The following is a 24,121-nucleotide window of genomic DNA, read 5'->3' as shown; positions in this document are numbered from 1 at the left end:
AGACACCACTATTTTCCCAAGTCAGAGCACTCTTTCCCTGCTTAAACACGCCCCGAACCACACATCCGATGAAAACCCGGGGTTAGTTGATACCCGCAGCTAGCTCCTCCCAATCCGGCAGCAGCGACCCACCGGATTGGGAGGAGCTGCTGACGCGCGCTTGCCGAGGCGAGGGACTGACCGCGGCGTACCAGCCCATCATCGACACCGCACGCGGCATCGTCGTTGGCTACGAAGCCTTGGCACGGTTCCCGGGCTTCTGCGAGAAAAATCCCGAAGTCTGGTTCGCGGCCGCACGACGCCACGGCCGGGCCGCCGACCTCGAATCGGCGGCGCTCCGGGTTGCGCTCCGCGCCCGTCCCAGCCTGCCCGGGAACTGTTTCCTCACCCTCAATGTTTCCCCCGAGCTTCTGACCTCCGAGAGCATCCGCAGCGTGTGGCGGGAGGAGGGGAACCTGGGTGGGCTCATTGTCGAGCTGACCGAGCAGACCCCCATCGATTCCTACCTTGAACTTGAACCTGATTTGCATCAGTTGCGCTCGGCGGGTGCGCAGATCGCCGTCGACGACGCCGGTGCTGGCTATGCCGGCCTGAGACACCTGCTGCAGTTGCGCCCGTCAATGATCAAAATCGATCGGGAACTGGTCCAGGACGTTGATCGGGACGAGGCAAAACGGGCCCTGATCGAAATGCTGGGGATCTTCGCCAGCCGGGTTGACGCCTGGATTCTTGCGGAGGGCGTGGAACGTCTGGAGGAGCTCGATACCCTGGCCAGCCTCGGTGTACCGCTGGTACAGGGCTACCTGCTTGCCCGGCCGGGACCGCCCTGGGCAGGAATCGACTTCGAGTTGGCGCACCGTCTTGCCGCGCGGCAGGTCAGGGTGACGAAGACGGTGCTCCGCGACGTCGTCGAGCCAGCCCCCGCCGTGCTGAGCCTGGCCCAGGCCCACGAGGTTTTCACTGCGGATCCCGGACTGGCTGCGGTGGTCCTGATTGATGCCGAGCTGCGGCCAGTCTCCCTGCTCACACCCGATGCCGCGGCGCTGGGAGTTGTCAGCCAGGGGATGCGGGCGAATCTGGACACACCCTTGACTGCGGCCCTCGACCGGTCGATCACCCGCGAACCGGGCCACCGGTTCGAACCACTCCTTGTCACCGACAATGCTGGCCGGTTTTCCGGGGTTGCCCGCCTGGAACGGATGATCACCGCCCTCACGGCGAGCCAGCCCTAGCGGGCCTCAGCTGTCGGAACCCAGCGGCCCCTCCGGCTCGGAGATGAAGCCCTGCTCCACCATGAAGTCGAAGGCGACATCCGCGGGTTCCTCGCCCTCGACGTCGACCCGCAGGTTCATGGCCCGCAGCGCCTCGTCGGTCAAAGTCGGGGCAATCGTGCCGAAGACCTCTTCCAGACCCGGGTGCTGTTCGAGCGTCTCGGTGTAGAAGACCGGTGCCGCGTTGTAGGCGGGGAAGAACCCCAAATCGTCTTCAAGGATGGTCAGGTCAAGGGCATCGATCCGCCCATCGGTTGAGAATACTTCGCCGAAGTTGCAGTCCCCGTTGTCGGTAGCCGTATAGACGGCCCCGGTATCGAAGATGCTGATGTTGTCATCGGGGACGCCGTCCGCTTCGCCCCGGGCCATCCCGTAGTGGGCGAGCATGGGGTTCATGCCGTCCGGGCGCGAGTTGAACTCCGCCTCGACGCAGAACGTCCTTTCCTCGACCGGCAGTTCAGCGATGTCGGAGATGGTGCTGATTCCCCCCAGATCCTCGATCGCTTCGGTGCGGATTGCCATCGCGTAGGTGTTGTTCAGGGGCGCGGTGTCCCCCCAGGTCAAACCGTTCGCCAGGTCAGCCTCGTAGACTGCGGCGAATTGCTCCTCCTGGTTGGGGAACCCTTCGCTCATGCCGAGGTAGGTGAGCCACGCGGTTCCCGTGTATTCCCAGGTGATATCGGCCTGGCCAGCGAGGAGCAACTCTCGGACGGGTTGGCTGCCGGGAACGTTGGTGAGGTCGGTGACATCGAATCCAGCCGCCTGGCCAGCGAGGACAGCGATCTTGCCGAGGATCAGCTGTTCGGTGAAGTTCTTGGAGGTAACCGTCAGGGGTTCCCCGTCGACGATTTCCGCAATGCTGCCAGGGCCTGCTGCGGGGACGTAGGAGGTGGCCGGTTGCAGACCGCAACCGGTGGCCAGCAGCCCCGCGGACAGGACAGCTGCGGCGCCGGCCGCACGCCGCAGGGCCCGCCGGGGCACGGCGCGGTTCGGTGTGGTACTAAAAAGCATCAGAGTCCTTTCGGGCGGGCGACATGCTCGACGACGCGCCCAATCCAGTCGACCAGAAGAGCCAGGAGTGCCACGAGGACCGACCCCACCACGAGGACGCTGACCAGGTTGAGGTTCACTCCGGTGATGATGAGAATCCCGAGCCCTCCACCGTTGATGAAGGCCGCGAGTGCGGCGGTGCCCACGAGGAGCACCAGTGCGGTGCGGATCCCGGCGAGCATTACGGGGACCGCCAGTGGCAGCTCCACCTTGACCAGGACGGCCGTGGCGCTCATCCCCATGCCCCGGCCGGCCTCGACGAGACGCTCATCCACCTGATTGATGCCGACCATCGTGTTCCGGAGAACGGGCAGCAGAGCGTAGAGGACCAGCGCGATGATGGCGGCGTTGAAACCGAAGCCCTGCCAGGAGGCAAGGAGCACAATCAAGCCGATCGCCGGGGCAGCCTGGCCAATATTGACGACGGCGAGCACCGGGCCGGTGAGCCGCCGGAACGGCCCGCGGGTCAACAGAATACCCAGCGGAATGGCGATGACGAGCACGATGACCGCTGACACGGCCGTCAGGGCAAGGTGTTCAAGCGTGTAGCCGAGCAGTGTGTTTGGGTTGAGGGTGTTGAGTTCGGTCTCCGACAGGTCAGCAGTCAGAGCCCACCCGATCAACGCGGCAAGAGCCGCGAGGATGCCGGCGAGCTGGTAGACCAGTGGACGCCAGGACGGCCCGGCGATATCCGCCTCGGCGGTAACGGCCTGGGCAGTCTGGGCCGGCGCGGCAGCGCTCACTGGCCGGATCCCGCAGCCGACAGGGACGGATCGTCGTCGTCGACTGTGCCGCCCTGACTCTCGACTGCCTGCAGCGTCCCGGTATTGACGCCCACCGGACGCCCGGAGGAGTGCGCTGAACGGGCATGCGTATGGGCGCGGCCGATCGCATCCATGACCGTTTCGACGTTGATCACGCCGAGGAAGGTGTCGCGCTTCCCGGTAACCAGGGCCGCGCCAGCGCTGGAGACCAGCATGGTGTCCAGCGCATCGTTGAGCGTCGCACGGTCGCCGACGACGGGGAGTTTGGCGTCCCGGTCATCGCTGACCCGGTCGATCCGGGTGAGCTGGCGGCGGGTGAGCCATTGGATGGGGCGGTTCTTCTGGTCGACAATGACGGCGTGGTCGTGCCGTGCGTCGTCGAGCCGTGAGAGTACGTCGCTGGCGAGGTCGCCACTGTTGGCGACAACTGCCTCGGCAAGATCCACTTCATTGACGCGGGTCAGCGTGAGCTGCTTCAGCCCGGCCCCTGAACCGATGAAGTTTTCGACGAATTCGTTGGCGGGGTTCGCGAGAATCCGTTCAGGAGTGTCGTACTGCACCAGTTGCGCGCCGTCGGTGAAGATGGCGATCCAGTCGCCGAGCTTCACCGCTTCGTCGAAGTCGTGGGTGACGCAGACGATGGTTTTCTGCAGCTCCGCCTGAATGTTCAGGAGCTCGTCCTGCAGCCGCTGCCGGGTGATCGGGTCGACGGCGCCGAACGGCTCATCCATCAACAACACGGGTGGGTCTGCGGCCAGAGCACGCGCAACGCCGACGCGCTGCTGCTGCCCGCCGGAGAGTTCCTTGGGGAAGCGGTCCCGGTACTGGGCGGGATCCAGGGAGACCAGTTCCAGCAGTTCATCGACCCGCGCAGCGATCTTCTCTTTGCTCCAGCCGAGCATTTTCGGCACAATCCCAATGTTCGTGGCAACACTCATGTGCGGGAACAGTCCACCAGCCTGGATCACGTAGCCGATCCGGCGCCTGAGGTTGTCGCCGTTGATGTCAGTGACGTCGTCGTCGTCGAGGACGATCCGTCCTTCGGTGGGCTCGATGAGCCGGTTGATCATCTTGAGCGTGGTGGTTTTGCCACAGCCGGATGGACCCACCAGCATGACGATCTTGCCTGCCGGAATCTCCAGGGTGAGACCGTCAACGGCCGGGGAATCCTGGCCCGGGTAATGCTTGGTGACCTTGTCCAACAGGATGCTGGCGCCGGTAATCCCGGAAGGTCCGGAGTTCGAGGTGTTGTCGGTTGCTGTGGAAAGGGTCTCAGACACGGATACCTCGCGGAGTGGTTAGTCGGCCGAGGCCGATGAGCAGGACGTCGAGCACAAGGGCAAGAATGATGACGGCGATGACGCCGGTGGCCACTGATTCCAGCGCGTTGGCGCCGCCCAGCCGGGAGAGCCCGGAGAAAATGAAGCCGCCGAGGCCGGGGCCGAGCGCGTAGGCGGTAATCGCGGCGATGCCCATCACCATCTGGGCAGACACCCGGATGCCGGCCAGGATCACCGGCCAGGCCAGTGGCAGTTCCACCTGCAGCAGGGTCCGGAACCGGCTCATGCCGATCCCCCGGGCGGATTCGACGATCGAGTTGTCGATACCAGTCAGCCCCACCACGGCGTTCCGGAGGATCGGGAGCGCGGCGAAAAAGGACACGACAATCACGGCGGGAGTCACACCAAAACCGAAGGGTGCAATCATCAGCCCGATGAAGGCGAAGGACGGGATGGTGAGGCCTACCGCTGAGACGCTGTTCGCAATCGATCTGAAGGTGCTGCTGCGGTAAACCAGCGCAGCGATTCCCACCGCGATCACGGTCCCGAGAATCAGGCACTGGACGACCAGGGAGAAGTGCTGCCAGCTGGCGAACAGGATTTGAGGCAGCCGGTCTCCAAAGAAATCCAACAAATCAATACCCTCTTCACATTGGTTACGTGTCAGCCTGCAGGCAAAATTCCGGAAAAGACTTAGGCACGGTGAATATGCCTTCACTACACCCTACGCACAGCTATATTAAGGAACCGTCACGCAGTGGTCACGATTGGTACACATTCTCAATGTGACGCGCCTCACTTTATCAGGACCGTGAGCATTATTCCGATCGCTCCGTCTTAGAGGCAGGTGCGCTTGATGTGAGGGCACCCGTTTGACCGGAACATTAACCGATACTGACCAAGGAGCCACCTCATGACTACTCAGCCCCAGGACAAGACCCAGGCCTCCAAGCCGACCACGGGGACCGTCGTCGGGAAGAACCCGAATGACGATGGCCGTGGCACCACCGCCATCGCCGACAACGTCGTAGCGAAGATCGCTGGCATCGCGGTTCGCGACATTCCGGGCGTCTACGCGCTGGGCGGCGGGGCTGCCCGCGCTCTCGGGTCCCTCCGGGACGCGGTGGGTCAGAAGGACCACACCCAGGGTATTTCCGTCGAGGTTGGCCAGACCCAGGTTGCCGTCGACATCACCCTGGTCGTCGAGTATCCGCACCCGCTCAAGGACGTCGCTGGCCAGGTTCGCGACGCCATCTACTCGGCCGTTGAGGACCTCGTGGGTATGGAGGTCACCGAGGTGAACGTGACAGTCACCGATATCCATGTCCCCGGGGACGACACCGGCGACGACGCCCCAACCACACCAGCAGAATCGCGCGTCTCATGAGCCCCACCACCACAGGCATCGCCGTCGGCGCCACCCTCGCGTTGGCTGCACTGATCTTCGGCTTCTGGGGTTTCCTTTTGGTGGCACTGTTCATGGCGATCGGCGCCGTCGTCGGGCGTACCGCCGAAGGGAAGCTTGACCTCGGCTCGGTACTCGATGCCCTGCGGGGCAGGCGCTCCTCCTCATGACCGCGGCGAACCCGGCCCCGGCCAGACGCAACGGGACCGGACGCAACGGGCACACCCGCGTCACCAAGGCGGCGCTGACCCACACCACCGAGGCTGTCATCGCTGAGGCCTTTGGCGTCCCGCGTCGGGACGTGCGGATCAGTCTGGCCGACGACGGCGGCGCCCTCGGCGTGACCGCGTCGGTCCCACTCCCCGCCCCCACCCTCCTCCAGGCTGCGCGGAACCCCCAGGACGTGCAGCGGGGCGGGGGAACACTGTTCGAACGGGCTGAGAAGGCCCGCTCGGGAATCCGGGCATCGGTCGCTCGGGTGACCGGGTCGGAGGTGGGCCGGATCGATATCCGGCTCACCGGCATGCACCCACCAGCGGAACGGAAACTGGCATGAGCGAAGTGCTGCACACCCGGCGGCTTGTGCGCCGTGAAACCCATTCCTCCCGCGCTGGCGCATCGGTGACAGCCGCCGTCGTTGGCCTGCTGGGGGTGGCCTGGCTGGGAACCGAGGCTGTGCTATCCCTGCTGAATCAGCCTCCGCTGGTCGCCAGTCCTCCGTCACTACTTCAGTGGGCGGCGGACCTGCCACAGTCGACGCTCCCCTGGGCACTGGCCGCAGCCGGCATCGGATTGGCTGTCATCGGGTTGGTGATTCTCCTGATCGCGGTGACCCCCGGGACCAAAGCGTTGCATGTGGTCGACCAGGACCGGACGGCCGTTGTCGTCGATTCGGAGGTCGTCGCTGCCGCAGTGTCACGGCGCACCCGGCGGGAAGCCGGGCTGGACCCGGACCAGGTGTCCACCCGCGTCGACCGGCGGCGCATCACGGTGGACGTCCGGCCGACCAGCGGGTCGCCGCTCAATGAGTCGACCATCCGGTCGGCCGTCGAGGAGGAGTTGTCGGACTACGGCATCCGTCCGGAGCCGACGGTTAGGATCAACATCAGGCACGAAGGAGCGTTAGGCATATGAGTTCCACACATCGTTGGCTAAACCGCATGCTGCTCGCTGTCCTTGGACTGACACTGGTGGCCATCGGTGCGCTGACCGCTGCGGCGGGCCTCGTACCGGAGGCTGCCGAGTCCTGGACCTCTATCGGCACTTCCGCGGTCACCGGGTTTCCCGGGCTGTTGGCGTCCGCGCCCCTGACCGCCGACACCAGTTGGTGGACCATCGCCGCACTGGCGCTGATGGTCGTGTGCGCCGCCCTGCTCGTCGGGTGGATCGCTTCCCAGGGCGGCGGCCGCACGAGCACCGTGGGACGGCAGGAATCCGCATCGGGCAAGACCACCGTGGAAACGTCACTGGTGGCCGACGCGCTGCGGACTGCACTGGAAGAAAACGACCAGGTCCTCGCCGTTGCAGTGTCCTCCTGGCGGGTGCGCCGCCACACCGGCCTCCGGGTCAGGGTTCAGCCACGTCGTGGCGCCTCCCCGGGCGCCATCGTCGCAGCAGCCAACGAAGCCATCGCAGGGTTGGACACGCTGCTTGGCGAGCGCATTCCCGTTCTGGTGAGCGTGCAGAACGGGGCAAGGACCCGGTTCACCCGTACCCGGAGAGTCGATTGACGCTCCCGGACCGTCCGCGCCTCAACCTCGACGCTGCGGCCGATTCCTTCCTGGTGGAGCGGGCCTCCGACGGTGATGTGGCCTCGTTCGAAGCGCTCGCCCGGCGCTACGGACCACTCATGCGCGGCTACGCGCGCCGTCTCACCGGGTCAACGGCTGACGCCGACGACGCGGTGCAGGAAACGCTCCTCCAGGCCTGGAACCAGCTTGGCAACCTGCAGGACGGCTCAGCCGTCAAGCCGTGGCTGATGCGGATCTGCGGCCGCAAAAGCATCGACCTGGTCCGGAAACGCAAGACCACCGTCCACCTCGACGACGTCGAACCGTTCGACCATGCGCCCGGCCCCGTGCGGGCCGTCGAGCAGGACACCCAGATGCGTTCCCTGGTGGAAGCCCTGCAAAGGCTTCCACCAGAGCAACGGCAATGCTGGGTGCTGAAGGAAATGGGCGGGCAATCCTACGAGGATATTGCCAGGACGCTGGACATCACGGCCGACAGCGTTCGCGGTCGGCTGTCGCGAGCACGCACCACCCTGATGAAGGAAATGGAGGACTGGCGATGAGTAACGAGTTCCCTGACCCCGGTTGTGGCCACAGCCTCGACGAGCTTGACGAGTACCTGCGGACCGGACAGTCCGCAGCCGAGCAGCACTACCTGCGGTGCCCCGAGTGCCAGGCCGGGCTGGCGGGGCTTCGTTCCCTGCACCGCCTGAGTGGGCTACTTTCGGCAGCCGACACTGAACAGGCCGGATCGGCCGATGAGCCGTGGCTCCAATCGATCCTGGGCAACCTCCGGCTGGAAATGCGTTCCGGGCGGAGCGTTCCGCTGGCCAGCGAGCACCCTGAGGACGACTTCTTCGAAACCGAGGGGAGCCTGCTGGCTCTCATCCGGAGAATTGGCGACGACGTCGACGGCGCAACCATCGGTAAATGTCGGCTGCACGGCGACATCACCACCCCTGGCGCCGACGTCAGAGTCGAAGTGAACGTGACGGCCTTTTTCGGCTACCCGCTCCCCGCCATGATCGAGTCCCTCCGGACGCGGATCGCGGCGATGATCACCACCCATTCAGAGCTCAACCTCACCTCGGTCGACGTGACGGTAACCGATGTCCACGAGCATGTCAGTCCAGACCGGAAGGGAGAGGTGAATGAATAAGGACCAGGTAGCCCTTCGGGCCCAGGAAATCATCGTTGGGGTGGAAGGGGTTGCTGGCCTGTATCCGGCCCGGTCGGCAGTGCTCGCCGGTATCGCGAGCGCGCTCGGCGCCGATGAAACGATGGTCGCCGTTGACGCCGGCGATTCCGGGCTGGTCATCAGGGCCCGGATAGCGGCGCTGACAAGCACCCCTGCACCCCTGCTGGTCCGCCGTGTGGCCGCCGCGGTCCGGGCGGAGCTGGGCGGCCTGGCCGGGGCCGCCCCGGGTTTGGTCGAGCCCAGCTCGGTGGAGTCTCTCGGCTCGGTGAGTTCGGTGGAAATCACTGTGTGCGGCTTCAGCGACGTCCGGTTTCTCTAACGGCCGCTCCCCCGGCGCTGCAATCCCCAGCCAGAAACGGACACCGGAGCGAAAAACGGCCCCGAGGCTCATCTTCGCCGGTTGCACCCGGCAGGTCTGAGTCTCAGGGCCGTTTCTGTCACAGTCGGGGCTACCAACCCCCGGGGTCAGCTCCCAAACAGGGGCGCGACGGCGCCGACCAGCTGGTTGATGCCGAGCACAATGAACAGCAAAGCGACGACGGCGAGCGCGATATTGGTGTGGAGCTTGTTCGCGTACTTCTTGGGGATCCGCTTCCCGTTCAGCAGCCCGAGCAGGGTGACGGCGAGGAACGGCATGAACAGTGAACCGAGGACACCGTAGGCAAGGATCAGCCCGATCGGCTGACCCAGCGCAAACAGGATCATTGGCGGGAAAGTCAGCCACAGGACGTAGAACCTGAAGTATTTGCCGCCCACCCGGGTGTCGGGATGGCCCGACTCCTTGCCCCGGATGTTGCCCCAGAAATCGGCGAACATCAGGGACACGCCGTTCCAGACGCCGATGATCGACGAGAACGATGCTGCCCAGAACCCGATCAGGAAGCCGATCCCGACGACGTCGCCGTACTCTTCGCGGAGAACCGTGGACAGGTCAAGCAACCCCTCATCGCCGGCGCTAAGGCTGACTCCCGCGGAGCGGACCACTTCGGCGCCAACAATGAGCATGGCGATGACGAAGATGCCGGTCATCACGTAAGCCATCGAATTGTCGATGCGCATAACCTTCATCCACTTGGGCGTGTACCAACCCTTCTCTCGCAGCCAGTAGCCGTAAGCGGCGAGCGTGATGGTCCCCCCGACACCGCCGGCGAGCGCCAGCGTGTACAGCAGTCCACCCTCGGGAATGATCGGCACCAGCCCGGTGGCCATCTCGGGGAGGTTGGGCGCCGCGATAATGGCCAGGCCCACCACGGTGACGAACATGATGCCCACCAGGGCTGCCGTGATCTTTTCAAAGGTGGCGTATCGACCGAACCAGACCATCACGAACCCGGCCAGGCCCATGACGATGGCCCAGACCCAGAGAGGAAAGATCGGGAACAATGCGGCGAGGGGCAGCGCCGCACTCGACATAGCCGTCGCCCCGTAGACGAAGCCCCAGATCATGATGTACGGCCCGAAGTACCAGGTGGTCCATTTGCCGAGCGAACGCCAGCCTTCGAAGATGGTGTAGCCGGTGGCCAGCGTGAACCGTCCTGCACCCTCCACCAGAATGATCTTCAGGAACACGCCGAGAATAACCGCCCAGAGCAGGCCGTACCCGTAGCGGGATCCAGCTACCAAGGTGGCGACCATGTCGGCGGCGCCCACACCCGTGGCAGCAACCACCAGCCCTGGTCCCACAATTTTCCATTTGGCGGGTTTGCCACCGTCGTCGTCCACACGGTCCGAGTGGTTGAGCTTTTCTGCGGTCACGGGGCCGAGCTTCTCGGGGGGCATGTCGCCGGGCATCAAGGATCCTTCAGATTGGGGGGAGCTGAGCGCCGACAGACGGTCGGACCCTAGGTATCCTCTCATGAATCCGGATTCGGCCTGTGAGGTGAGGCACATGCTCAGGCATCCGCGCCCCGTTACCTTTTTCGTAGCCCGTTCCTGTCGCAGGATAGGTATTCGTCCCAGCCAGGAGATCCGCCCGGGAGCTACCGGTTCAGCAGCGGTACCTCCGCCGTCCTGATACAGGCTGCGACGTGGTCCTCGCCCAGGACGACTGGCTCCGGGACGACGTCGGCGCACTCGCTGATTGCCAACGGACACCTGGTACGGAAGACACATCCGGACGGCGGATTCAACGGCGAGGGAACGTCCCCTTGCAGCAGCGTCCGTTCTCGGTTGCGTTCCTGGAGCGGGTCAGCGAGCGGAATAGCCGATAGCAGCGCCTGCGTGTAGGGGTGGCCGGGCGCACGGTACAGCTCGACCTTCGGGCTGAGCTCCATCAGCCTGCCCAGATACATCACCAGCACCCGATGACTCATGTACTCAACGGCCGCAAGGTCGTGTGCGACGAAAAGATGCGTCAACCCCAGATCGGCCTGGAGCCGTTTCAGCAGGTTCATGATCTGTGCCTGCACCGATACGTCGAGGGAAGCGGTCGCCTCATCCAGGATGATGATGTCCGGTTCCCCCGCGAGTGCCCGGGCGATACAGACCCGCTGGCGCTGTCCACCTGACAGTTCGTGGGGGTATCTGTCGGCAAATCGCTCAGGCAGCCCCACCAGCCCAAAGAGCTCGTTGACCCTCGCGCGCCGGGACGAAGCGGCGCCCGCGAGTCCGTGCACCACGAGCGGTTCCGCTACCGAAGCGCCGACGGTCTGCCGGGGGTTGAGCGCCGAGAAGGGGTCCTGGAAGACCATGGCAATCCTGCGGCGCAGCTCTTTGAGTTCCCTGCCCTTGACCCGGGTGACGTCCTTGCCGTCCAGCAGCAGCTTTCCCGCGGTGGGTGTCTCCAAGCGCATCAAGGCGTTGGCAATGGTCGACTTGCCGGAGCCTGATTCTCCCACCAGCCCCAGGGTTTCGCCCCGGCGCAGGTCAAAGGAGATGTTCTCCACCGCGTGCACAGTACCGCGTCCGGTGGGGGTTGAGACGGAAAAATGGACCTGCAGATCCTGGACTGAGAGCAATGGGGTATCAGACACGGGAGGCCTCCCAGGCGTTGGAGATCCGGTCGGATCCGCTGGTGGCGCAGAAGGACCTCACCAGGTGATCCGCTCCGACCGCGGCGAGCGGCGGCCGTTCGGTTTCGCATCGTGGATCAAGGCGGAGCGGGCAGCGGTCGAAGAACACACATCCCTCGGGCAGATGTTTCGGATCGGGCGGACTGCCCGGGATCACCACCAGCTCCGCAGTGCTGCCGAGGGTCGGTCGTGCCTGCAGCAGACCCTGTGTATAGGGGTGCAACGGATTCCTGAACAGTTCGAGAATCCCTGCCTGCTCCACCACCTGCCCTCCGTACAGGACCACGACTTCCTCGGCAACCCCTGAGATCACACCCAGGTCATGGCTGATCCAGACGACCGCCATACCAACCCGCTCCTGGAGGGATCGCACCAGGGCCATGATCTGCGATTGGGTAGTGACGTCCAGGGCGGTGGTCGGTTCGTCTGCGATGAGCAGCGCGGGATCGCAGGCGAGAGCGACGGCGATCATCACCCGTTGCTTCATCCCGCCGGACAGCTGGTGGGGGTAGGCACCCAGGCGGGATCCCGGATCAGGGATTCCGACTGCCTCCAGCAGGTCAAGCGCCTTGCGTTTGGCCGCCCGCCGGGTCATGCCAAGGTGGGTTTCGGGCCCCTCGGTCAGTTGCCGTTCAATGGTCAGGACGGGATTGAGGGAGGTTGAGGGGTCCTGGAAAATAAATCCAATCCGGCGCCCGTGGATCTTCTGCAGCTTGGCGCGGCTCAAGCCCACCAGGTTGGCCCCATCAATCGTCGACGTGCCAGTGACTACTGCGGGCGGCGAGTCCACCAGACCGGTTGCGCCGAGCACTGTCATTGACTTACCGGAACCGGATTCGCCGACGATCCCGAGGGTTGAACCCTGGGAGACGGAGAACGACACGTCGTTGACAATGTTGGCCCGGCCCACGCTGAGATTGAGGTTGCGTACGTCAAGGACTGCATCAGTCATCGTCCACTCCTTGCTTCGATGGCGGTCCGTTGCCGCGGGTCCAGCACGTCGCGCAGTCCGTCACCGACCAGGTTGAACGCCAGCACGGTCAGGAAAATCGCGGCGCCCGGGAAGAAACTCATCCACCACGCGTCGCTGAGAAAGTCCTTGGCGACGTAGAGCATCCTGCCCCAGGAGGGATCTGGTGGCTGCACCCCGAGGCCAAGGAAGGACAGTGCTGCTTCGGAGAGGATCGCGAAGGCGAGGGACAGCGAGGTCTGCACAATGATGGGCCCGGTGATGTTCGGCAGGATGTGACGCCGCAGGATCAGCGAGCTGCTCGCACCGATCGAAATAGAGGCTTTGACGAATGGTTCTTCCCGGACGGCAAGGGTCGAGGCGCGAGTGACGCGGGCGAAGATTGGCGTATAGACGACGCCGATGGCGATCATCGCCGTCGTCAGTCCCGGCCCCAGCACCGCAACAATGGCCAGTGCGAGGAGCAGCACGGGAAAAGCGAAGAGGACGTCGGCGGCTCGCATGACCACGGTGTCCAGCCACTTCCCGTAGAATCCGGCGAGCAACCCCAGGGTGACGCCGACGAGCAGCGCAAATCCCACCGAGACCAACCCCACCAGGATCGATACCCGGGCCGAGACGAGCACCCGGGAGAACACATCGCGGCCCAGTTCGTCGGTGCCGAACCAGTGCTGCCCACTCGGCGGCTGCAGGGCATTTGGCACATCGACGTCGTTGATGCCGTAGGGCGCCAGCAGCGGTCCGAAGGCTGCGGCGAACACGACGACGGCGAGGACCACGGTGCCGGCCACGGTGACCTTGTTCCGGAACACGAGGCGGAGCGCGCTGATTCGGGTGTCTGTCACCGGTGCGCGGGGCTCGGACGGAGGCGTTGCCGCTGGGGTAGTGGTCATGAGACGCGGATCCTTGGGTCGGCGACGGCGTAGAGCAGGTCCACGATCAGGTTGATGAGGAGGAACATTGCCGCAATCAGCAGCACAGCTCCCTGGATGACCGCGTAGTCACGGGCAGCGACGGCGTCAAACACCAGCCGGCCAAGGCCGGGCCAGGCGAAGACCACCTCCACCACGATCAGCCCGCCCAGCATGGTGGCCATCTGGATACCCCCGATGGTCAGGACGGGCACCAGGGCGTTCCGGACAATATGCCGGCCGATCACCACGTTCCGTTTCAGGCCTTTGGAGCGGGCGGTCCGGATGTAGCTTGCTCCCATCACGTCCAGGACGGCGGCCCTGATGTACCGGGTCATGATGGACCCGGCAACCAGCCCCACGGTGACCGCAGGGAGGGTGACCCGACTCAACCAGCCCAGCGGATCCTCGGTCAGGGGGACGTACCCCGACGGCGGCAGCCACCCGAGGACCGAGGAGAACAGGATGATCAGCAGCAGGCCCATCCAGAAGTCCGGCACTGACACCCCGAACTGGCTGACCGCCCGAATGATGCCGTCGCTGGTTTTGCCTTCGTTGAGTGCGGCGTACAACCCCAGCGGGACGGCGATCAGCAGAGCGACCACCATTCCGGCGATGGCGAGGGACAGGGTGGCGGGGAGCCGTGCCAGGAGCACCTGGGTGACCGGGTCACCATTGCGGAAGCTCACCCCCAGATTGCCGGTGATGGCGTTACCCACATAGGAGAAGAATTGCACCAGGAGTGGTTGGTCGAGCCCTGATGCGGCCCGCAGCGCGTTGTAGGATTCCTCCGTATACCGGGTGCCCAGCGCGACGCGCACCGGGTCACCCGGTACCAGATGGACCAGGGTGAAGACCACCACCATCACTCCGACCAGCACCAGGGCGGTGTGCCCCAGCCTGCGGAGAAGAAAATACAGCAACGTCCTGTTCATGGTGGCTTCCTGGTCTTCCTAACCGTGGTCGGGGTCAGCAGTTACTCGGCGAAGGACACATCGGCGAACCTGATGGCGCGGTCGCTGCGGGGCTCGTAACCCTCCAACGCTGGCGACCAGGCCTGGATGACGTCCGGGTTGTACAAGTAAATGTAGCTACCGTCGTCAGCGATCTGCGTTGCTGCCTGGTCGTAGAGACCCTGGCGTGCCGCGACATCTGTTTCGGTGCGCGCTTCGTCGAGCAACTGGTCCACCTCAGGGTTCGAATATCCCTGGGCATTCGAGCTGCCCTCGCTGTGATGCTGGTTGTAGTAGAAGTCGTCCGGGTCAATGTTGCCCAGCCACCCCAGCATCAGCATGTCGAAGTTTCCGTTGGCCTGTTCGTCCAGCCAGGTAGCGAAGTCAAGGGTGCGGATGTCGACAGTGATTCCGATTTGCGACAGGTTGTCAGCGATCACCTCTGCCGCGGTGACCGTCTCCGGATACTGGGTGGTGACCATCAGCTCCATGGCGAGGTCCGACGCCCCCGCATCATCCATCAGCTGTTGGGCACGTTCCAGATCCAGCGAGTATTCAGAGTATTCGGTGTACCAGGAACTGGACTCGGGGATCGCCAGCTGATTGGTTGTCGCGTTTCCGAAGCTGGCTGCCTGGGTGATCGCATCACGATCTATGGCGTAGGCAATCGCCTGGCGCACCCTGACGTCGTCGTAGGGTGCGCTGGCCTGGTTGGGAGCCAGGTACCAGTAGTCGTTGCTGGGCACCATGCCCACCTCGACATCCGGGTTGCTCTCCAGACTGGTCACCTGTTGCGCTGGAATGGAGTCAGTCCAATCCACCTGGCCGGCGGTAAGGTCAGCGAGCGCCGTCGTGCCTTCTGAGATGAATCGGAAGGTTACCCCTGGGATTTCAGGCGCACCGCCCCAGTAGTCCTCATTGGCGGTCAGGGAGATCGAGTCACCGGTGGTGTACGAATCGAAGGCGAAGGGACCGGTGCCAATCGGCGTGTCCTGAATGTCGCCGGATTCCACATTCTCCGCGGAGACGATCGCCATGCCCTTGAAGCCACCGATCGACGACAGCAGGTTAGGGCTCGGTGAGGACACCTTGATGACAACGGTCTGCTCGTCAGGGGTCTCGATGGATTCCACTGCACCGAACCGGTAGGCGTTGCCGAGTTCCTCGTCGATGATGCGGTTGAACGAGTAGGCGACGTCCTCCGAGGTGAACTCGGACCCGTCATGGAAGGTGACATCGTCCCGCAGGGTGAAGGTCCAGGTCAGCTGGTCGTCGCTGGTTTCCCAGGATTCCGCGAGCGCTGGCTGCATCTCCAGGTTCTCGTCCGGAGCCACCAGGGTGTCGTAGACATTCTCCAGCACCTGGAAGGAGAAATAGGCGCTGGTGTTGTGGGGATCGAGCTGGTCGGGTTCGCCAGCGATCGCGGCAACGAGGTTGCGGCCGTTTTCACTGTCACCGCCGCCGCCGTCGCCCAGGTCCACGCCTTCCTGCGCGGAGCAGGAGCTCAGCGTGAGTGCCCCGACGAAGGCTAGCGCCAGAACGGTGCGCTGCTTTTTCATGGTGGTCTCCATCTGCTTCTATGATCATTTTGATGATGTAAGTATCATTATGTTGAGTGACGCAGCCCACTTGCAAGCTGTTCTGCGAAACCAGCCATATTCGATCCAAATTGTGACCAAGGGGAAATGTGCATGACATATTCAGTGCTGGCCCGCAGCGGACACTGCCTTGCGGTGGCGACTGCGAGCTACTCGCTGGCCGTCGGCAACGCCGTACCGGCGTTGGCCCCAGGGGTCGGCGCAGTAATTTCGCAGGCCTGGACCAACCGATCCCTCCGGCACCACGCACTGGCTGGACTCCGGCGGGGAGAAGGGGCTGAAACGGCAATTGCCGGACTGGCAGCGAGCGACGACGGCTGGGACAAGCGCCAGGTGGCGCTCCTCCCCCTCGACGGATCCGGCGCGGTCCACACGGGCGACGCCTGCACCGACTGGGCAGGATCCATCGTGGGAGAGGACTTCGTTGTCGCAGGGAACTTTTTGACGGGGCCTGCAGTCCTCGGCGCCATGGCCGGGCAGCTGGCAACCATTCCACCCGCCGGCACGCTGGCCCTCGCGCAGACCCTGGTAGTGGCGCTACAGGCCGGGGAGGCAGCGGGTGGAGATTCGCGGGGGAAACAAAGCGCATCGTTGCTGGTGTGTGCGAACGGTGCCGGCGACATCTCTCCGCCAGACCTGCTGATCGATCTTCGGGTGGATGACTCACCGGATCCGCTGACCGAGCTGGCCCGGCTCCTGGCGGTGTGGGCAGCCGGTTGAGCACCCGTCCGTGGGGTTAGACCTCCAGGGGGGTGACGGCCCCCAGCACTACTGTTTCGCCGTCGTACGCATTGGCCCACCAGTGGGGAGTCGAACACTCATAAGTCATGGCATCCCCGGGACCCAGTTCGACCTGACGGTCACCGTGCGTCACCGACAGGAGCCCGGCTTCCACGATGACGCACTCCATGCCAAGGTGTCGAAAAGCCTTGCCCTCATTCGAGAAGTTCCTGGGCAACACGGTGCGGATCACCTGCAGCGAGGCGTGCATCCCGGGGGTGAGCAGCTCGCGCAGGGGCTGGTCTCCGGCGTCGCCCATCGGCGGCAGTTGCTGGCGCTCCCCCGCCCTGACCACCATGTCATCGCGCCGGTGAGCCCCATGCATCAACTGGGTCAACGGCATGCCGAGGGCTTCGGCGAGCTTGTTCAGGGTGATGAAGGAGGGGTTCCCCTTGCCCCGCTCGAGCTGGCTGAGCGCACCGAAACTGACGTCGGCCCGCTGGCTCAGCGCACCGACGCTGAGGCCCTGCCGCTTGCGCAGCGCGCGGATGCTCCCACCCAGGGCCGCCAGCCCGTAGGCTGCCGCATCAGTTACCTCTGCCATGGTTTTCAGCGTACACAATGCCCGGGCCCGCCGACCCCGCCCAGAAAGACCGCGCCAATCGCCTAGTGTTGCTCTCATGGACTCTCCTATTGAAAATTACCTCAAGCGCATTCATCAGGAGATCGCCGAGCTCAAGGATGGCAAGCCCTACAGCACCATCCCCGCCATGGCGAACGTCGATCCGGACAACTTCGGTATCTGCCTGACCACCGTGGACGGCTACATCTACGAGGTGGGAGACACCCGGGACGAGTTCAGCATCCAGTCCATCTCCAAGCCCTTCACCTACGGTCTGGCCCTCGCTGACCTGGGAATGGACGCGGTGGACGAGAAGGTCGACGTCGAACCCTCCGGCGATTCGTTCAACGAGATTTCCCTCGCCGAAGGCACCGGACGCCCTTCCAACGCGATGATCAACGCCGGCGCCCTGACCGCTACCTCCCTGATCAAAGGGTCGGGCGGCAACGGGCGGTTCAAGCGCATCCTCAACACCTACTCCGCCTTCGCCGGGCGACAGCTGAGCGTCAACACCGACATCTACGAGTCCGAACTCAAGCACGGCCACCGCAACCGTGCCCTGGCGCATCTGCTGCGCTCGTTCGACATCATCGAGGACGACCCCACCCCGGTGATCGAGGACTACTTCAGGCAGTGTTCAGTCCTGGTGAACTGCCTCGACCTCTCAGTAATGGCGGCCACCCTGGCCAACAGCGGACGCAACCCGCTCACCGGCCGCCAGGTGATGGAGATCGGGCCCATCGAGCGGGTCCTGTCGGTGATGACCACGTGCGGGATGTACGACGACGCCGGCGCCTGGATCAGCACCGTCGGGATGCCCGCCAAGAGCGGAGTCGCCGGCGGCACGATCGCGGTCCTGCCTGGCCAGGTGGGGCTGGCCGTGTACTCCCCTCCCCTGGACGAGCACGGCAGCAGCGTCCGCGGCATGGCCACCAGCCAACGGCTGTCCCGGGACATGGAGCTGCACTTCGTGCGGGCGGCCCGCACCGGCAAGTCGGCCATTCGGTCCACCTACGACATCTCGGCATCACCGTCGGGCATCCGCCGCAACGACGAGGCCATGGACATCCTCCGCCACAACGGCCACCGGGCCCGCGTGATCGAGCTCAACGGCGATCTGCTCTTCGCTGGCACCGAGTCGATGATCCGCGAGCTGAGCTCCCTCGACCAGACCATCGAATTCATCATCCTCGACCTGCGCCGGGTGGACGAAGTAGCCGACGTCTCCCTGCGTTTACTGGGTGAAGCGCGGGAGAACCTCGTCGCCGAGGGCCGGGAACTGGTCCTGATCGACAGCGACGGCGCCCTCGCCGCCACCTTCGAGGACGTGGACCGCGAGGTGCCGACATTCGACACCCGTACCGCAGCCGTTGAGTGGTGTGAAGACCAACTGATTGCCGCCTACGGTGACGACCTGTACCTACCCTCGGTGGTGAAAGTCACCGATTGCCCGGCGCTGAGTCCCCTGACGGGCGCGGACGCGGCGGCCCTCGCCGACCGGATGGAAGAACGCGAGTACGACGACGGCCACGTGATCCGCCGGGTCGGCCAGCGGTTTGGTGGTGTGTTCTTCATCCTGTCCGGGAAGATCTCCACCTCGGTCCCTGGACCAACCGGCGACCGGGTCCGCCTTACCACCCTGAGCGCTGGCATGACCTTCGGTGAACTGGCGCTCGGCAGCGATGACCGGCAGGAGACCACAGTGAAGGCAGTGGGCGGGGTGAAGGTGATGGTGCTCACCGCTGACGCGATCGCCAGCCTCGAATCGGAGGATCCGCGACTCGCCGTCGAGCTCTGGAAGGCCCTGACCCGGGACGCGTACACCCGCGTGGACCTGTACCTGCGGGAGACAGCTGTCCGCGTCCGCGACTAGGCAATAATTAGATAACGTCTTCGTACTCTATTTATTGCACTTTAGGTTAGGCATGCCTTACCTTTGAGCAATGACCTCTGCTCCTAATGGTTTCGACGCCGGGCTCTCGGCCGTCGATCTGACCATCTCCTACGATTCGCGTCCCGCGGTGCACCACGCAGGATTCACGGTGGAGCCGGGCAAGGTCACTGCCTTCATCGGGCCCAACGGCAGCGGTAAGTCGACGCTGCTGCGCACCGTGGCACGGCTGCATCGTCCCGACAGTGGGTCGGTCACCCTCGGCGACGGCGTCGACGCCCTTGCCCTGTCCTCGCGGGACTTCGCCAAGCGTGTCACCCTCCTTACCCAGGGCCGCCCCACCCCCGGCGGCACCACAGTGAAGGAAGTGGTCGACTACGGTCGTCACCCGCACCGCAGCCGGTGGACTGCCAAGGACCCCGCCGGCGCCTCAGTGGTAGATCGGGCCATGCGGCTCACCAACACCCACGAGCTGACTAACTCACCGGTGGCCGCCCTGTCCGGCGGGCAGCTCCAGCGGGTGTGGTTGGCGTCCTGCCTGGCGCAGGATACCCAGGTGCTACTCCTCGACGAACCCACCACCTATCTCGACCTGCGGTATCAGGTCGAGATCCTCGATGTCATCCGCGACCTTGCCGTCGAGCATGGGGTGGCAGTCGGCGTCGTCCTCCACGACCTGAACCAGGCGGCAGCCATCGCCGACCACCTCGTTCTGCTGGAGGCAGGAACCATCACCGCGGCCGGTTCGGCAGCCCAGGTGCTGACGACCGAGAATCTCACCCGCGCCTTCGGCGTCCGCGTAGACGTGACCGTCGACGCGGCGACCGGGTCGCTCACCACCCGAGCCGTAGGTCGTCACACCTATCTCTCCCTCTCCCATTAGCTCGAACTCCTAAAGAAAGAACCACCATGCGTAAAACACCACTTCTTGCTGCCCTGGCGGCAGGGGCCCTGCTGGCCATCAGCGGCTGCGGCACCACCGAGGACACCGCTTCCAGCGATGCGTCGGCCGACACCGGATCCGGCGAGTCCATCACGATTGTCGACTCCCGTGGCAAGGAAGTGGTCCTCGACGGCCCGGCTACCCGGGTGGCAGGTTCCGAATGGGGAGTTATCGAAAACATGGTGTCACTCGGCGTGATGCCGGTGGGCGCCGCGGACATCGAAGGCTACGAAACCTGGGTGAGCTCAGCCCCGCTGGACGACACAGTCACCGACATCGGCACCCGCGGAGAGCCGAGCATCGACACCCTCGTCGCGCTGGAACCGGACCTCTTGCTCGTCACCGACTCGCTGGTCGACGGAGCCATCGAACAGATTGAAGAGACCATCCCCGTGATCGTGGTCCCCGGTGGAGACGCCGCTGACAACATCGGCCAGATGTTCGAGACCATCGACCTGATCGCCCAGGCCACGGGCACCGAGGACGCAGCCGAGGAGCTGAAGGCCACCTTCGAGGCCAAGGTGGAGGAGGGCCGCGCTGCGGTTGAGGCAGCGGGAGCCGCCGGCGACGCTGTCGCCTTCTCCGACTCGTACGTCGACGCAGGAAGCGTTTCCATCCGCCCCTACGCCGAGGGTTCGCTGGTATCCGACGTCTTCGCCGAGATCGGGCTGGAGAACGCCTGGTCCATGGAGGGCGACCCGGCCTATGGGCTGGCACAGACCGACGTCGAAGGGCTGACCGAACTCGGCGACACCCACTTCTGGTACATGGCCAACGACGCGTTCGGCGATCCCTACACAGAGGAGCTCGCCGATAACGCCATCTGGATGGACCTCCCCTTCGTGACCGAGGACAAGGTAGTGCGTTTCCCTGACTCCATCTGGACCTTCGGGGGCCCCAGCTCAATGGCGCAGATCATCGACGCTGCCGTCGACGCGCTGAACTAGCCCGTCCATGCCGCAGACGACCCTCACCCACCGGACCCCCGCAACCCCGCGGGTACCGGAGCGCACCCGACCACGCGTGTCCCTGCTCGCTGTCGTGGCTGCGCTGATGGGTGCTGTGCTCGTCCTGTCGGTGATTCATCTCGGTCAGGGCACCGCGGCGGTGACACTGTCGGATCTGTGGCAGTTGATCACCGGCGGGGCCACCGATCAAGCCACCGCGGTGGTGACTGCCTCACGGGTGCCCCGCCTCGCGGCGGGCATCCTGGTGGGCGTCGCCCTAGGCGTGGCTGGCGCGGTAATGCAGTCGGTTTCCCGCAACATCCTGGCCTCGCCAGACACCCTCGCGGTCAACGCCGGGGCGCACCTGGCCGTAGTGGCAGTGGCAGCCTTCGGGTTGCCCCTGCCACTCTTTGGCGCCGTTGGCGTCGCCTTCGCCGGCGGGCTGGCGGCCGCCGCGCTGGTGCTCCTGCTGTCCGGCATGGGTGCCGCCGGGACGGTGCGACTGGTCCTGGCGGGTTCGGCCATCGCGTTGGCCTTCAGCGCCCTCACCACCACCCTCCTGCTGCTCTTCGCCCAGGAAACCCGCGGACTTTACGCCTGGCAGGCCGGGTCCCTCGGTCAAAGCGGGATCGACAAGTTCCTGCTCCTGGGCCCGCTCGCCGGCGTCGTCATCCTCATCCTCCTGCTCACCTCGCGGTCCCTGGACCTGCTCACCCTCGGCGACGACCAGGCGAGCATGCTGGGCGTCAATGTGCGCCGCACCCAGGTCATCGCGATCGCCCTCACCGTGTTACTGGCCGCGACGGCCGTAACCATGGCCGGGCCCATCGGGTTCATTGGCCTCGCCGCCCCTGCCCTGGTCCGGCTTGCGGCCGCCGCGGTGCCCGGGTTGCACAAACACGCCGCGATGATCCCCGTGTCAGCCCTGACCGGAGTCGTCCTGGTGCTGGGCGCCGATGTGGTCCTTCGTGCGCTGGTCGGTGCGCAAACCGCCGTTGAAGTGCCCACCGGAGTAGTCACTACCCTGTTTGGTGCGGTCTTTCTGGTCCTGCTGGCGCAACGCCTGCGGACCGCCGGGCCGGTGCGGGAACCACGTCGAATCAGTATGGCCCGGCCCCTCTCCCGTGGCCGGGTGGTGCTGACCATCTTGGTGATCGCCATCCTCACCGTAGTGACCACGCTTGCCGGCGTGCTACTGGGCGACACCAAACTTCTGCTCGGCGACCTGGTCAACTGGGCTACCGGCCAGGCCGGGCCCATCGTCTCCAATGTGATGGATACCCGGCTACCGCGCGTCGGCGCCGCCCTGCTGGCGGGCGCCTCGCTGGCACTGGCCGGAACTACCGTGCAGGCGGTGACCCGGAACCCGCTGGCTGAACCTGCAATTCTCGGCGTCAGCGGCGGCGCGGGTCTCGGCGCCATCGCCGTCATCACGTTCGTTCCGCTGGGCGGTTTCTGGCTGATCAGCGCCGGCGCCGGCCTGGGCGCCGCGGTGACCGCCGCCGTCGTCTTCGGCCTCGCGCTGCGCGGAGGGCTGCAGACGGACCGGCTGATCCTGATCGGCTTCGGCGTCTCGGCCGCAGCCACCGCAGGGATCACCCTTCTGATCGTGCTGACCGATCCGTGGAACGAGGCGAAGGCCCTAACCTGGCTCTCCGGCTCCACCTACGGCAGATCGTTGCAGCACCTGGTCCCGATGGTCGTCGCCCTGCTCCTCACCGCACCGATCATCGCGAACGCCCACCGCACCCACGACCTCCTCGCCCTCGACGACGACACGCCCCGCCTGCTCGGTATCCCCGTCCCGAAGGCCAGGGCCATCCTGATTGTCTGTGTCGTCGTGCTGACCGGCTCTGCGGTGGCGGGCATCGGTGTGATCGGTTTTGTCGGTCTGGTCGCCCCCCACGCGGCGCGTGCGCTGATTGGCCACCGGCACAAACTGGCGCTGCCGACGGCGATGCTGCTCGGCGCCCTGCTGGTCTGCCTCGCGGATCTGCTGGGACGCACGGTGATCGCCCCGTCGCAGCTTCCTGCCGGGCTGCTGACCGCGATCCTCGGCGCACCGTACTTCATCTATCTGCTCTACCGCAGCCGCCGGAACACCTGAGCACCTGACAGACTGGGCGGATGGTGATGTTTGAGGAACTCGACTGGAAAAAGACACGGCTCGGCGAGATCAGTCTGCGACGGCGCTGGGATCGGACCTTCGACAAGGAGGTCTACGAGGTCAAGCTCGACGACGATTTCCTGATGTCCAGCCTGTTCACCGTCGCCGAGATTGAGCTCACCGAACTGGCTCTCGCCGAACTCCCAGGCGACGGACTCGACGTCGTCGTGGGCGGGTTGGGCCTCGGCTACACGGCGCAGGCAGTCCTGGACAGCCCGAAGGCCCGGTCGCTGCTGATCGTTGAGGCGCTGGGCGAGGTGATCGAGTGGCACCAGACCGGACTGATTCCGGCCGGGAAGACGCTAACCGCGGACCCGCGGTGCCGCTACGTCCACGGCGACTTTTTCGCGCTGGCGGCCTCCGCCGAGGGATTCGACCCGGAGACACCGGCGAGGCTGTTCCACGCGGTGATTCTCGACGTCGACCATTCCCCCCGGCACGTCCTCCACCCGAGCCACTCACCGTTCTACGACCCGGCTGGCACACGGCGGCTGGCCGGGCATCTGCACCCGGGCGGGATCTTCGCGCTCTGGTCCAATGACCCGCCCGACGACGCGTACCTGGCCGTCCTCGGCGAGGTGTTCACCGACGTGCGCGCCGACGTCGTCAGCTTCGACAACCCGCTGCAGGGCAGGGACTCGACCAACACCGTGTATCTGGGCCGCAAGCCCCGATAACGCCGCGCACCCC

General features: G+C 65.1%; 26 protein-coding genes. 15 read left to right on the top strand and 11 right to left on the bottom strand.

Going from position 1 to position 24,121, the window contains the following annotated elements; genetic code table 11:
• Window positions 1–86: 86 nt before the first annotated feature.
• Window positions 87–1,232, top strand: a complete 1,146-nt coding sequence (locus ABD059_RS05500) for an EAL domain-containing protein (protein WP_343878356.1) — start codon at window positions 87–89, stop codon at window positions 1,230–1,232.
• Window positions 1,233–1,238: 6 nt separating this feature from the next.
• On the opposite strand, the gene ABD059_RS05495 is transcribed toward ABD059_RS05500, so the two are convergent.
• From ABD059_RS05495 to ABD059_RS05480, 4 genes are read right to left on the bottom strand one after another with little or no spacing between them, the layout of a single operon-like run.
• Window positions 1,239–2,282: a glycine betaine ABC transporter substrate-binding protein gene (locus tag ABD059_RS05495; protein WP_343878355.1), complete on the bottom strand. Its 1,044-nt coding sequence runs from the start codon at window positions 2,280–2,282 to the stop codon at window positions 1,239–1,241.
• Entirely contained in the window at window positions 2,282–3,064 is a 783-nt protein-coding gene (locus tag ABD059_RS05490) for an ABC transporter permease (protein ID WP_343878354.1), read from the bottom strand. Before ABD059_RS05490 ends, ABD059_RS05495 begins: the two co-directional genes overlap by 1 nt.
• On the bottom strand, window positions 3,061–4,365 hold the full coding sequence (locus tag ABD059_RS05485) for an ABC transporter ATP-binding protein (RefSeq protein ID WP_343878353.1): 1,305 nt from the start codon (window positions 4,363–4,365) through the stop codon (window positions 3,061–3,063). The genes ABD059_RS05490 and ABD059_RS05485 overlap by 4 nt, the downstream gene beginning before the upstream one ends.
• On the bottom strand, window positions 4,358–4,999 hold the full coding sequence (locus ABD059_RS05480; RefSeq protein ID WP_019481953.1) for an ABC transporter permease: 642 nt from the start codon (window positions 4,997–4,999) through the stop codon (window positions 4,358–4,360). The genes ABD059_RS05485 and ABD059_RS05480 overlap by 8 nt, the downstream gene beginning before the upstream one ends.
• Window positions 5,000–5,278: 279 nt before the next feature.
• On the opposite strand from ABD059_RS05480, the gene ABD059_RS05475 reads away from it, so the two are divergent.
• From ABD059_RS05475 to ABD059_RS05440, 8 genes are read left to right on the top strand one after another with little or no spacing between them, the layout of a single operon-like run.
• Complete coding sequence (locus ABD059_RS05475) at window positions 5,279–5,752, top strand: Asp23/Gls24 family envelope stress response protein (protein ID WP_343878352.1); 474 nt, start codon at window positions 5,279–5,281, stop codon at window positions 5,750–5,752.
• On the top strand, window positions 5,749–5,940 hold the full coding sequence (locus tag ABD059_RS05470) for a DUF2273 domain-containing protein (RefSeq protein WP_343878351.1): 192 nt from the start codon (window positions 5,749–5,751) through the stop codon (window positions 5,938–5,940). Before ABD059_RS05475 ends, ABD059_RS05470 begins: the two co-directional genes overlap by 4 nt.
• Window positions 5,937–6,326, top strand: a complete 390-nt coding sequence (locus tag ABD059_RS05465; protein WP_343878350.1) for a hypothetical protein — start codon at window positions 5,937–5,939, stop codon at window positions 6,324–6,326. Before ABD059_RS05470 ends, ABD059_RS05465 begins: the two co-directional genes overlap by 4 nt.
• Window positions 6,323–6,904, top strand: a complete 582-nt coding sequence (locus ABD059_RS05460) for a DUF6286 domain-containing protein (RefSeq protein WP_343878349.1) — start codon at window positions 6,323–6,325, stop codon at window positions 6,902–6,904. The genes ABD059_RS05465 and ABD059_RS05460 overlap by 4 nt, the downstream gene beginning before the upstream one ends.
• On the top strand, window positions 6,901–7,500 hold the full coding sequence (locus tag ABD059_RS05455; protein ID WP_343878348.1) for a hypothetical protein: 600 nt from the start codon (window positions 6,901–6,903) through the stop codon (window positions 7,498–7,500). The genes ABD059_RS05460 and ABD059_RS05455 overlap by 4 nt, the downstream gene beginning before the upstream one ends.
• Entirely contained in the window at window positions 7,497–8,063 is a 567-nt protein-coding gene (locus ABD059_RS05450; protein WP_343878347.1) for an RNA polymerase sigma factor, read from the top strand. Before ABD059_RS05455 ends, ABD059_RS05450 begins: the two co-directional genes overlap by 4 nt.
• The gene (locus ABD059_RS05445) at window positions 8,060–8,659 is read left to right on the top strand and encodes an Asp23/Gls24 family envelope stress response protein (protein ID WP_343878346.1); all 600 of its coding nucleotides are present in this window, start codon (window positions 8,060–8,062) and stop codon (window positions 8,657–8,659) included. Before ABD059_RS05450 ends, ABD059_RS05445 begins: the two co-directional genes overlap by 4 nt.
• The gene (locus tag ABD059_RS05440; RefSeq protein ID WP_343878345.1) at window positions 8,652–9,017 is read left to right on the top strand and encodes a hypothetical protein; all 366 of its coding nucleotides are present in this window, start codon (window positions 8,652–8,654) and stop codon (window positions 9,015–9,017) included. The genes ABD059_RS05445 and ABD059_RS05440 overlap by 8 nt, the downstream gene beginning before the upstream one ends.
• Window positions 9,018–9,163: 146 nt before the next feature.
• On the opposite strand, the gene ABD059_RS05435 is transcribed toward ABD059_RS05440, so the two are convergent.
• The 6 genes from ABD059_RS05435 to ABD059_RS05410 all read right to left on the bottom strand — a co-directional run bounded on the left by ABD059_RS05435 (window position 9,164) and on the right by ABD059_RS05410 (window position 16,102).
• Window positions 9,164–10,489 (bottom strand): Nramp family divalent metal transporter, encoded by a 1,326-nt coding sequence (locus ABD059_RS05435; protein WP_343878344.1) that lies wholly within the window; start codon window positions 10,487–10,489, stop codon window positions 9,164–9,166.
• A gap of 188 nt (window positions 10,490–10,677) precedes the next feature.
• Window positions 10,678–11,670, bottom strand: a complete 993-nt coding sequence (locus ABD059_RS05430; RefSeq protein WP_343878343.1) for an ABC transporter ATP-binding protein — start codon at window positions 11,668–11,670, stop codon at window positions 10,678–10,680.
• Window positions 11,663–12,661 (bottom strand): ABC transporter ATP-binding protein, encoded by a 999-nt coding sequence (locus tag ABD059_RS05425; RefSeq protein WP_343878342.1) that lies wholly within the window; start codon window positions 12,659–12,661, stop codon window positions 11,663–11,665. Before ABD059_RS05425 ends, ABD059_RS05430 begins: the two co-directional genes overlap by 8 nt.
• Window positions 12,658–13,572, bottom strand: a complete 915-nt coding sequence (locus ABD059_RS05420; RefSeq protein WP_343878341.1) for an ABC transporter permease — start codon at window positions 13,570–13,572, stop codon at window positions 12,658–12,660. Before ABD059_RS05420 ends, ABD059_RS05425 begins: the two co-directional genes overlap by 4 nt.
• Window positions 13,569–14,525, bottom strand: a complete 957-nt coding sequence (locus ABD059_RS05415) for an ABC transporter permease (protein ID WP_343878340.1) — start codon at window positions 14,523–14,525, stop codon at window positions 13,569–13,571. Before ABD059_RS05415 ends, ABD059_RS05420 begins: the two co-directional genes overlap by 4 nt.
• A 41-nt stretch (window positions 14,526–14,566) precedes the next feature.
• Entirely contained in the window at window positions 14,567–16,102 is a 1,536-nt protein-coding gene (locus ABD059_RS05410; protein WP_343878339.1) for an ABC transporter substrate-binding protein, read from the bottom strand.
• A 132-nt stretch (window positions 16,103–16,234) separates the two neighbouring features.
• Between ABD059_RS05410 and ABD059_RS05405 the strand changes: the two genes are divergently transcribed.
• Complete coding sequence (locus ABD059_RS05405; RefSeq protein WP_343878338.1) at window positions 16,235–16,861, top strand: DUF1028 domain-containing protein; 627 nt, start codon at window positions 16,235–16,237, stop codon at window positions 16,859–16,861.
• Window positions 16,862–16,877: 16 nt separating this feature from the next.
• Here ABD059_RS05405 and ABD059_RS05400 read toward each other — a convergent pair whose 3' ends face one another.
• Window positions 16,878–17,465 carry a helix-turn-helix domain-containing protein gene (locus ABD059_RS05400; protein WP_343878337.1) on the bottom strand — a complete coding sequence of 196 codons (588 nt, stop codon included), beginning with the start codon at window positions 17,463–17,465 and terminating at the stop codon, window positions 16,878–16,880.
• 76 nt (window positions 17,466–17,541) lie between these two features.
• Here ABD059_RS05400 and glsA point away from each other — a divergent pair, with 76 nt between their 5' ends.
• The 5 genes from glsA (at window position 17,542) to ABD059_RS05375 (ending at window position 24,108) form a co-directional block, all read left to right on the top strand.
• Window positions 17,542–19,356 carry a glutaminase A gene (glsA, locus tag ABD059_RS05395; protein ID WP_343878336.1) on the top strand — a complete coding sequence of 605 codons (1,815 nt, stop codon included), beginning with the start codon at window positions 17,542–17,544 and terminating at the stop codon, window positions 19,354–19,356.
• A 70-nt stretch (window positions 19,357–19,426) separates the two neighbouring features.
• Window positions 19,427–20,257 (top strand): ABC transporter ATP-binding protein, encoded by an 831-nt coding sequence (locus ABD059_RS05390; RefSeq protein ID WP_343878335.1) that lies wholly within the window; start codon window positions 19,427–19,429, stop codon window positions 20,255–20,257.
• Window positions 20,258–20,283: 26 nt separating this feature from the next.
• The gene (locus ABD059_RS05385) at window positions 20,284–21,264 is read left to right on the top strand and encodes an iron-siderophore ABC transporter substrate-binding protein (RefSeq protein ID WP_343878334.1); all 981 of its coding nucleotides are present in this window, start codon (window positions 20,284–20,286) and stop codon (window positions 21,262–21,264) included.
• Between the two features lie 7 nt (window positions 21,265–21,271).
• Complete coding sequence (locus ABD059_RS05380) at window positions 21,272–23,371, top strand: iron ABC transporter permease (RefSeq protein WP_343878333.1); 2,100 nt, start codon at window positions 21,272–21,274, stop codon at window positions 23,369–23,371.
• 20 nt (window positions 23,372–23,391) lie between these two features.
• On the top strand, window positions 23,392–24,108 hold the full coding sequence (locus ABD059_RS05375) for a polyamine aminopropyltransferase (protein WP_343878332.1): 717 nt from the start codon (window positions 23,392–23,394) through the stop codon (window positions 24,106–24,108).
• The last annotated feature ends 13 nt before the right edge of the window (window positions 24,109–24,121 follow it).

The organism is Arthrobacter flavus (genome assembly GCF_039526005.1).
Lineage (GTDB): Bacteria > Actinomycetota > Actinomycetes > Actinomycetales > Micrococcaceae > Arthrobacter_D > Arthrobacter_D flavus.
The sequence above is the reverse complement of the archived record's forward strand: the minus strand, read 5'-3'. Positions and strand labels throughout refer to the sequence as shown.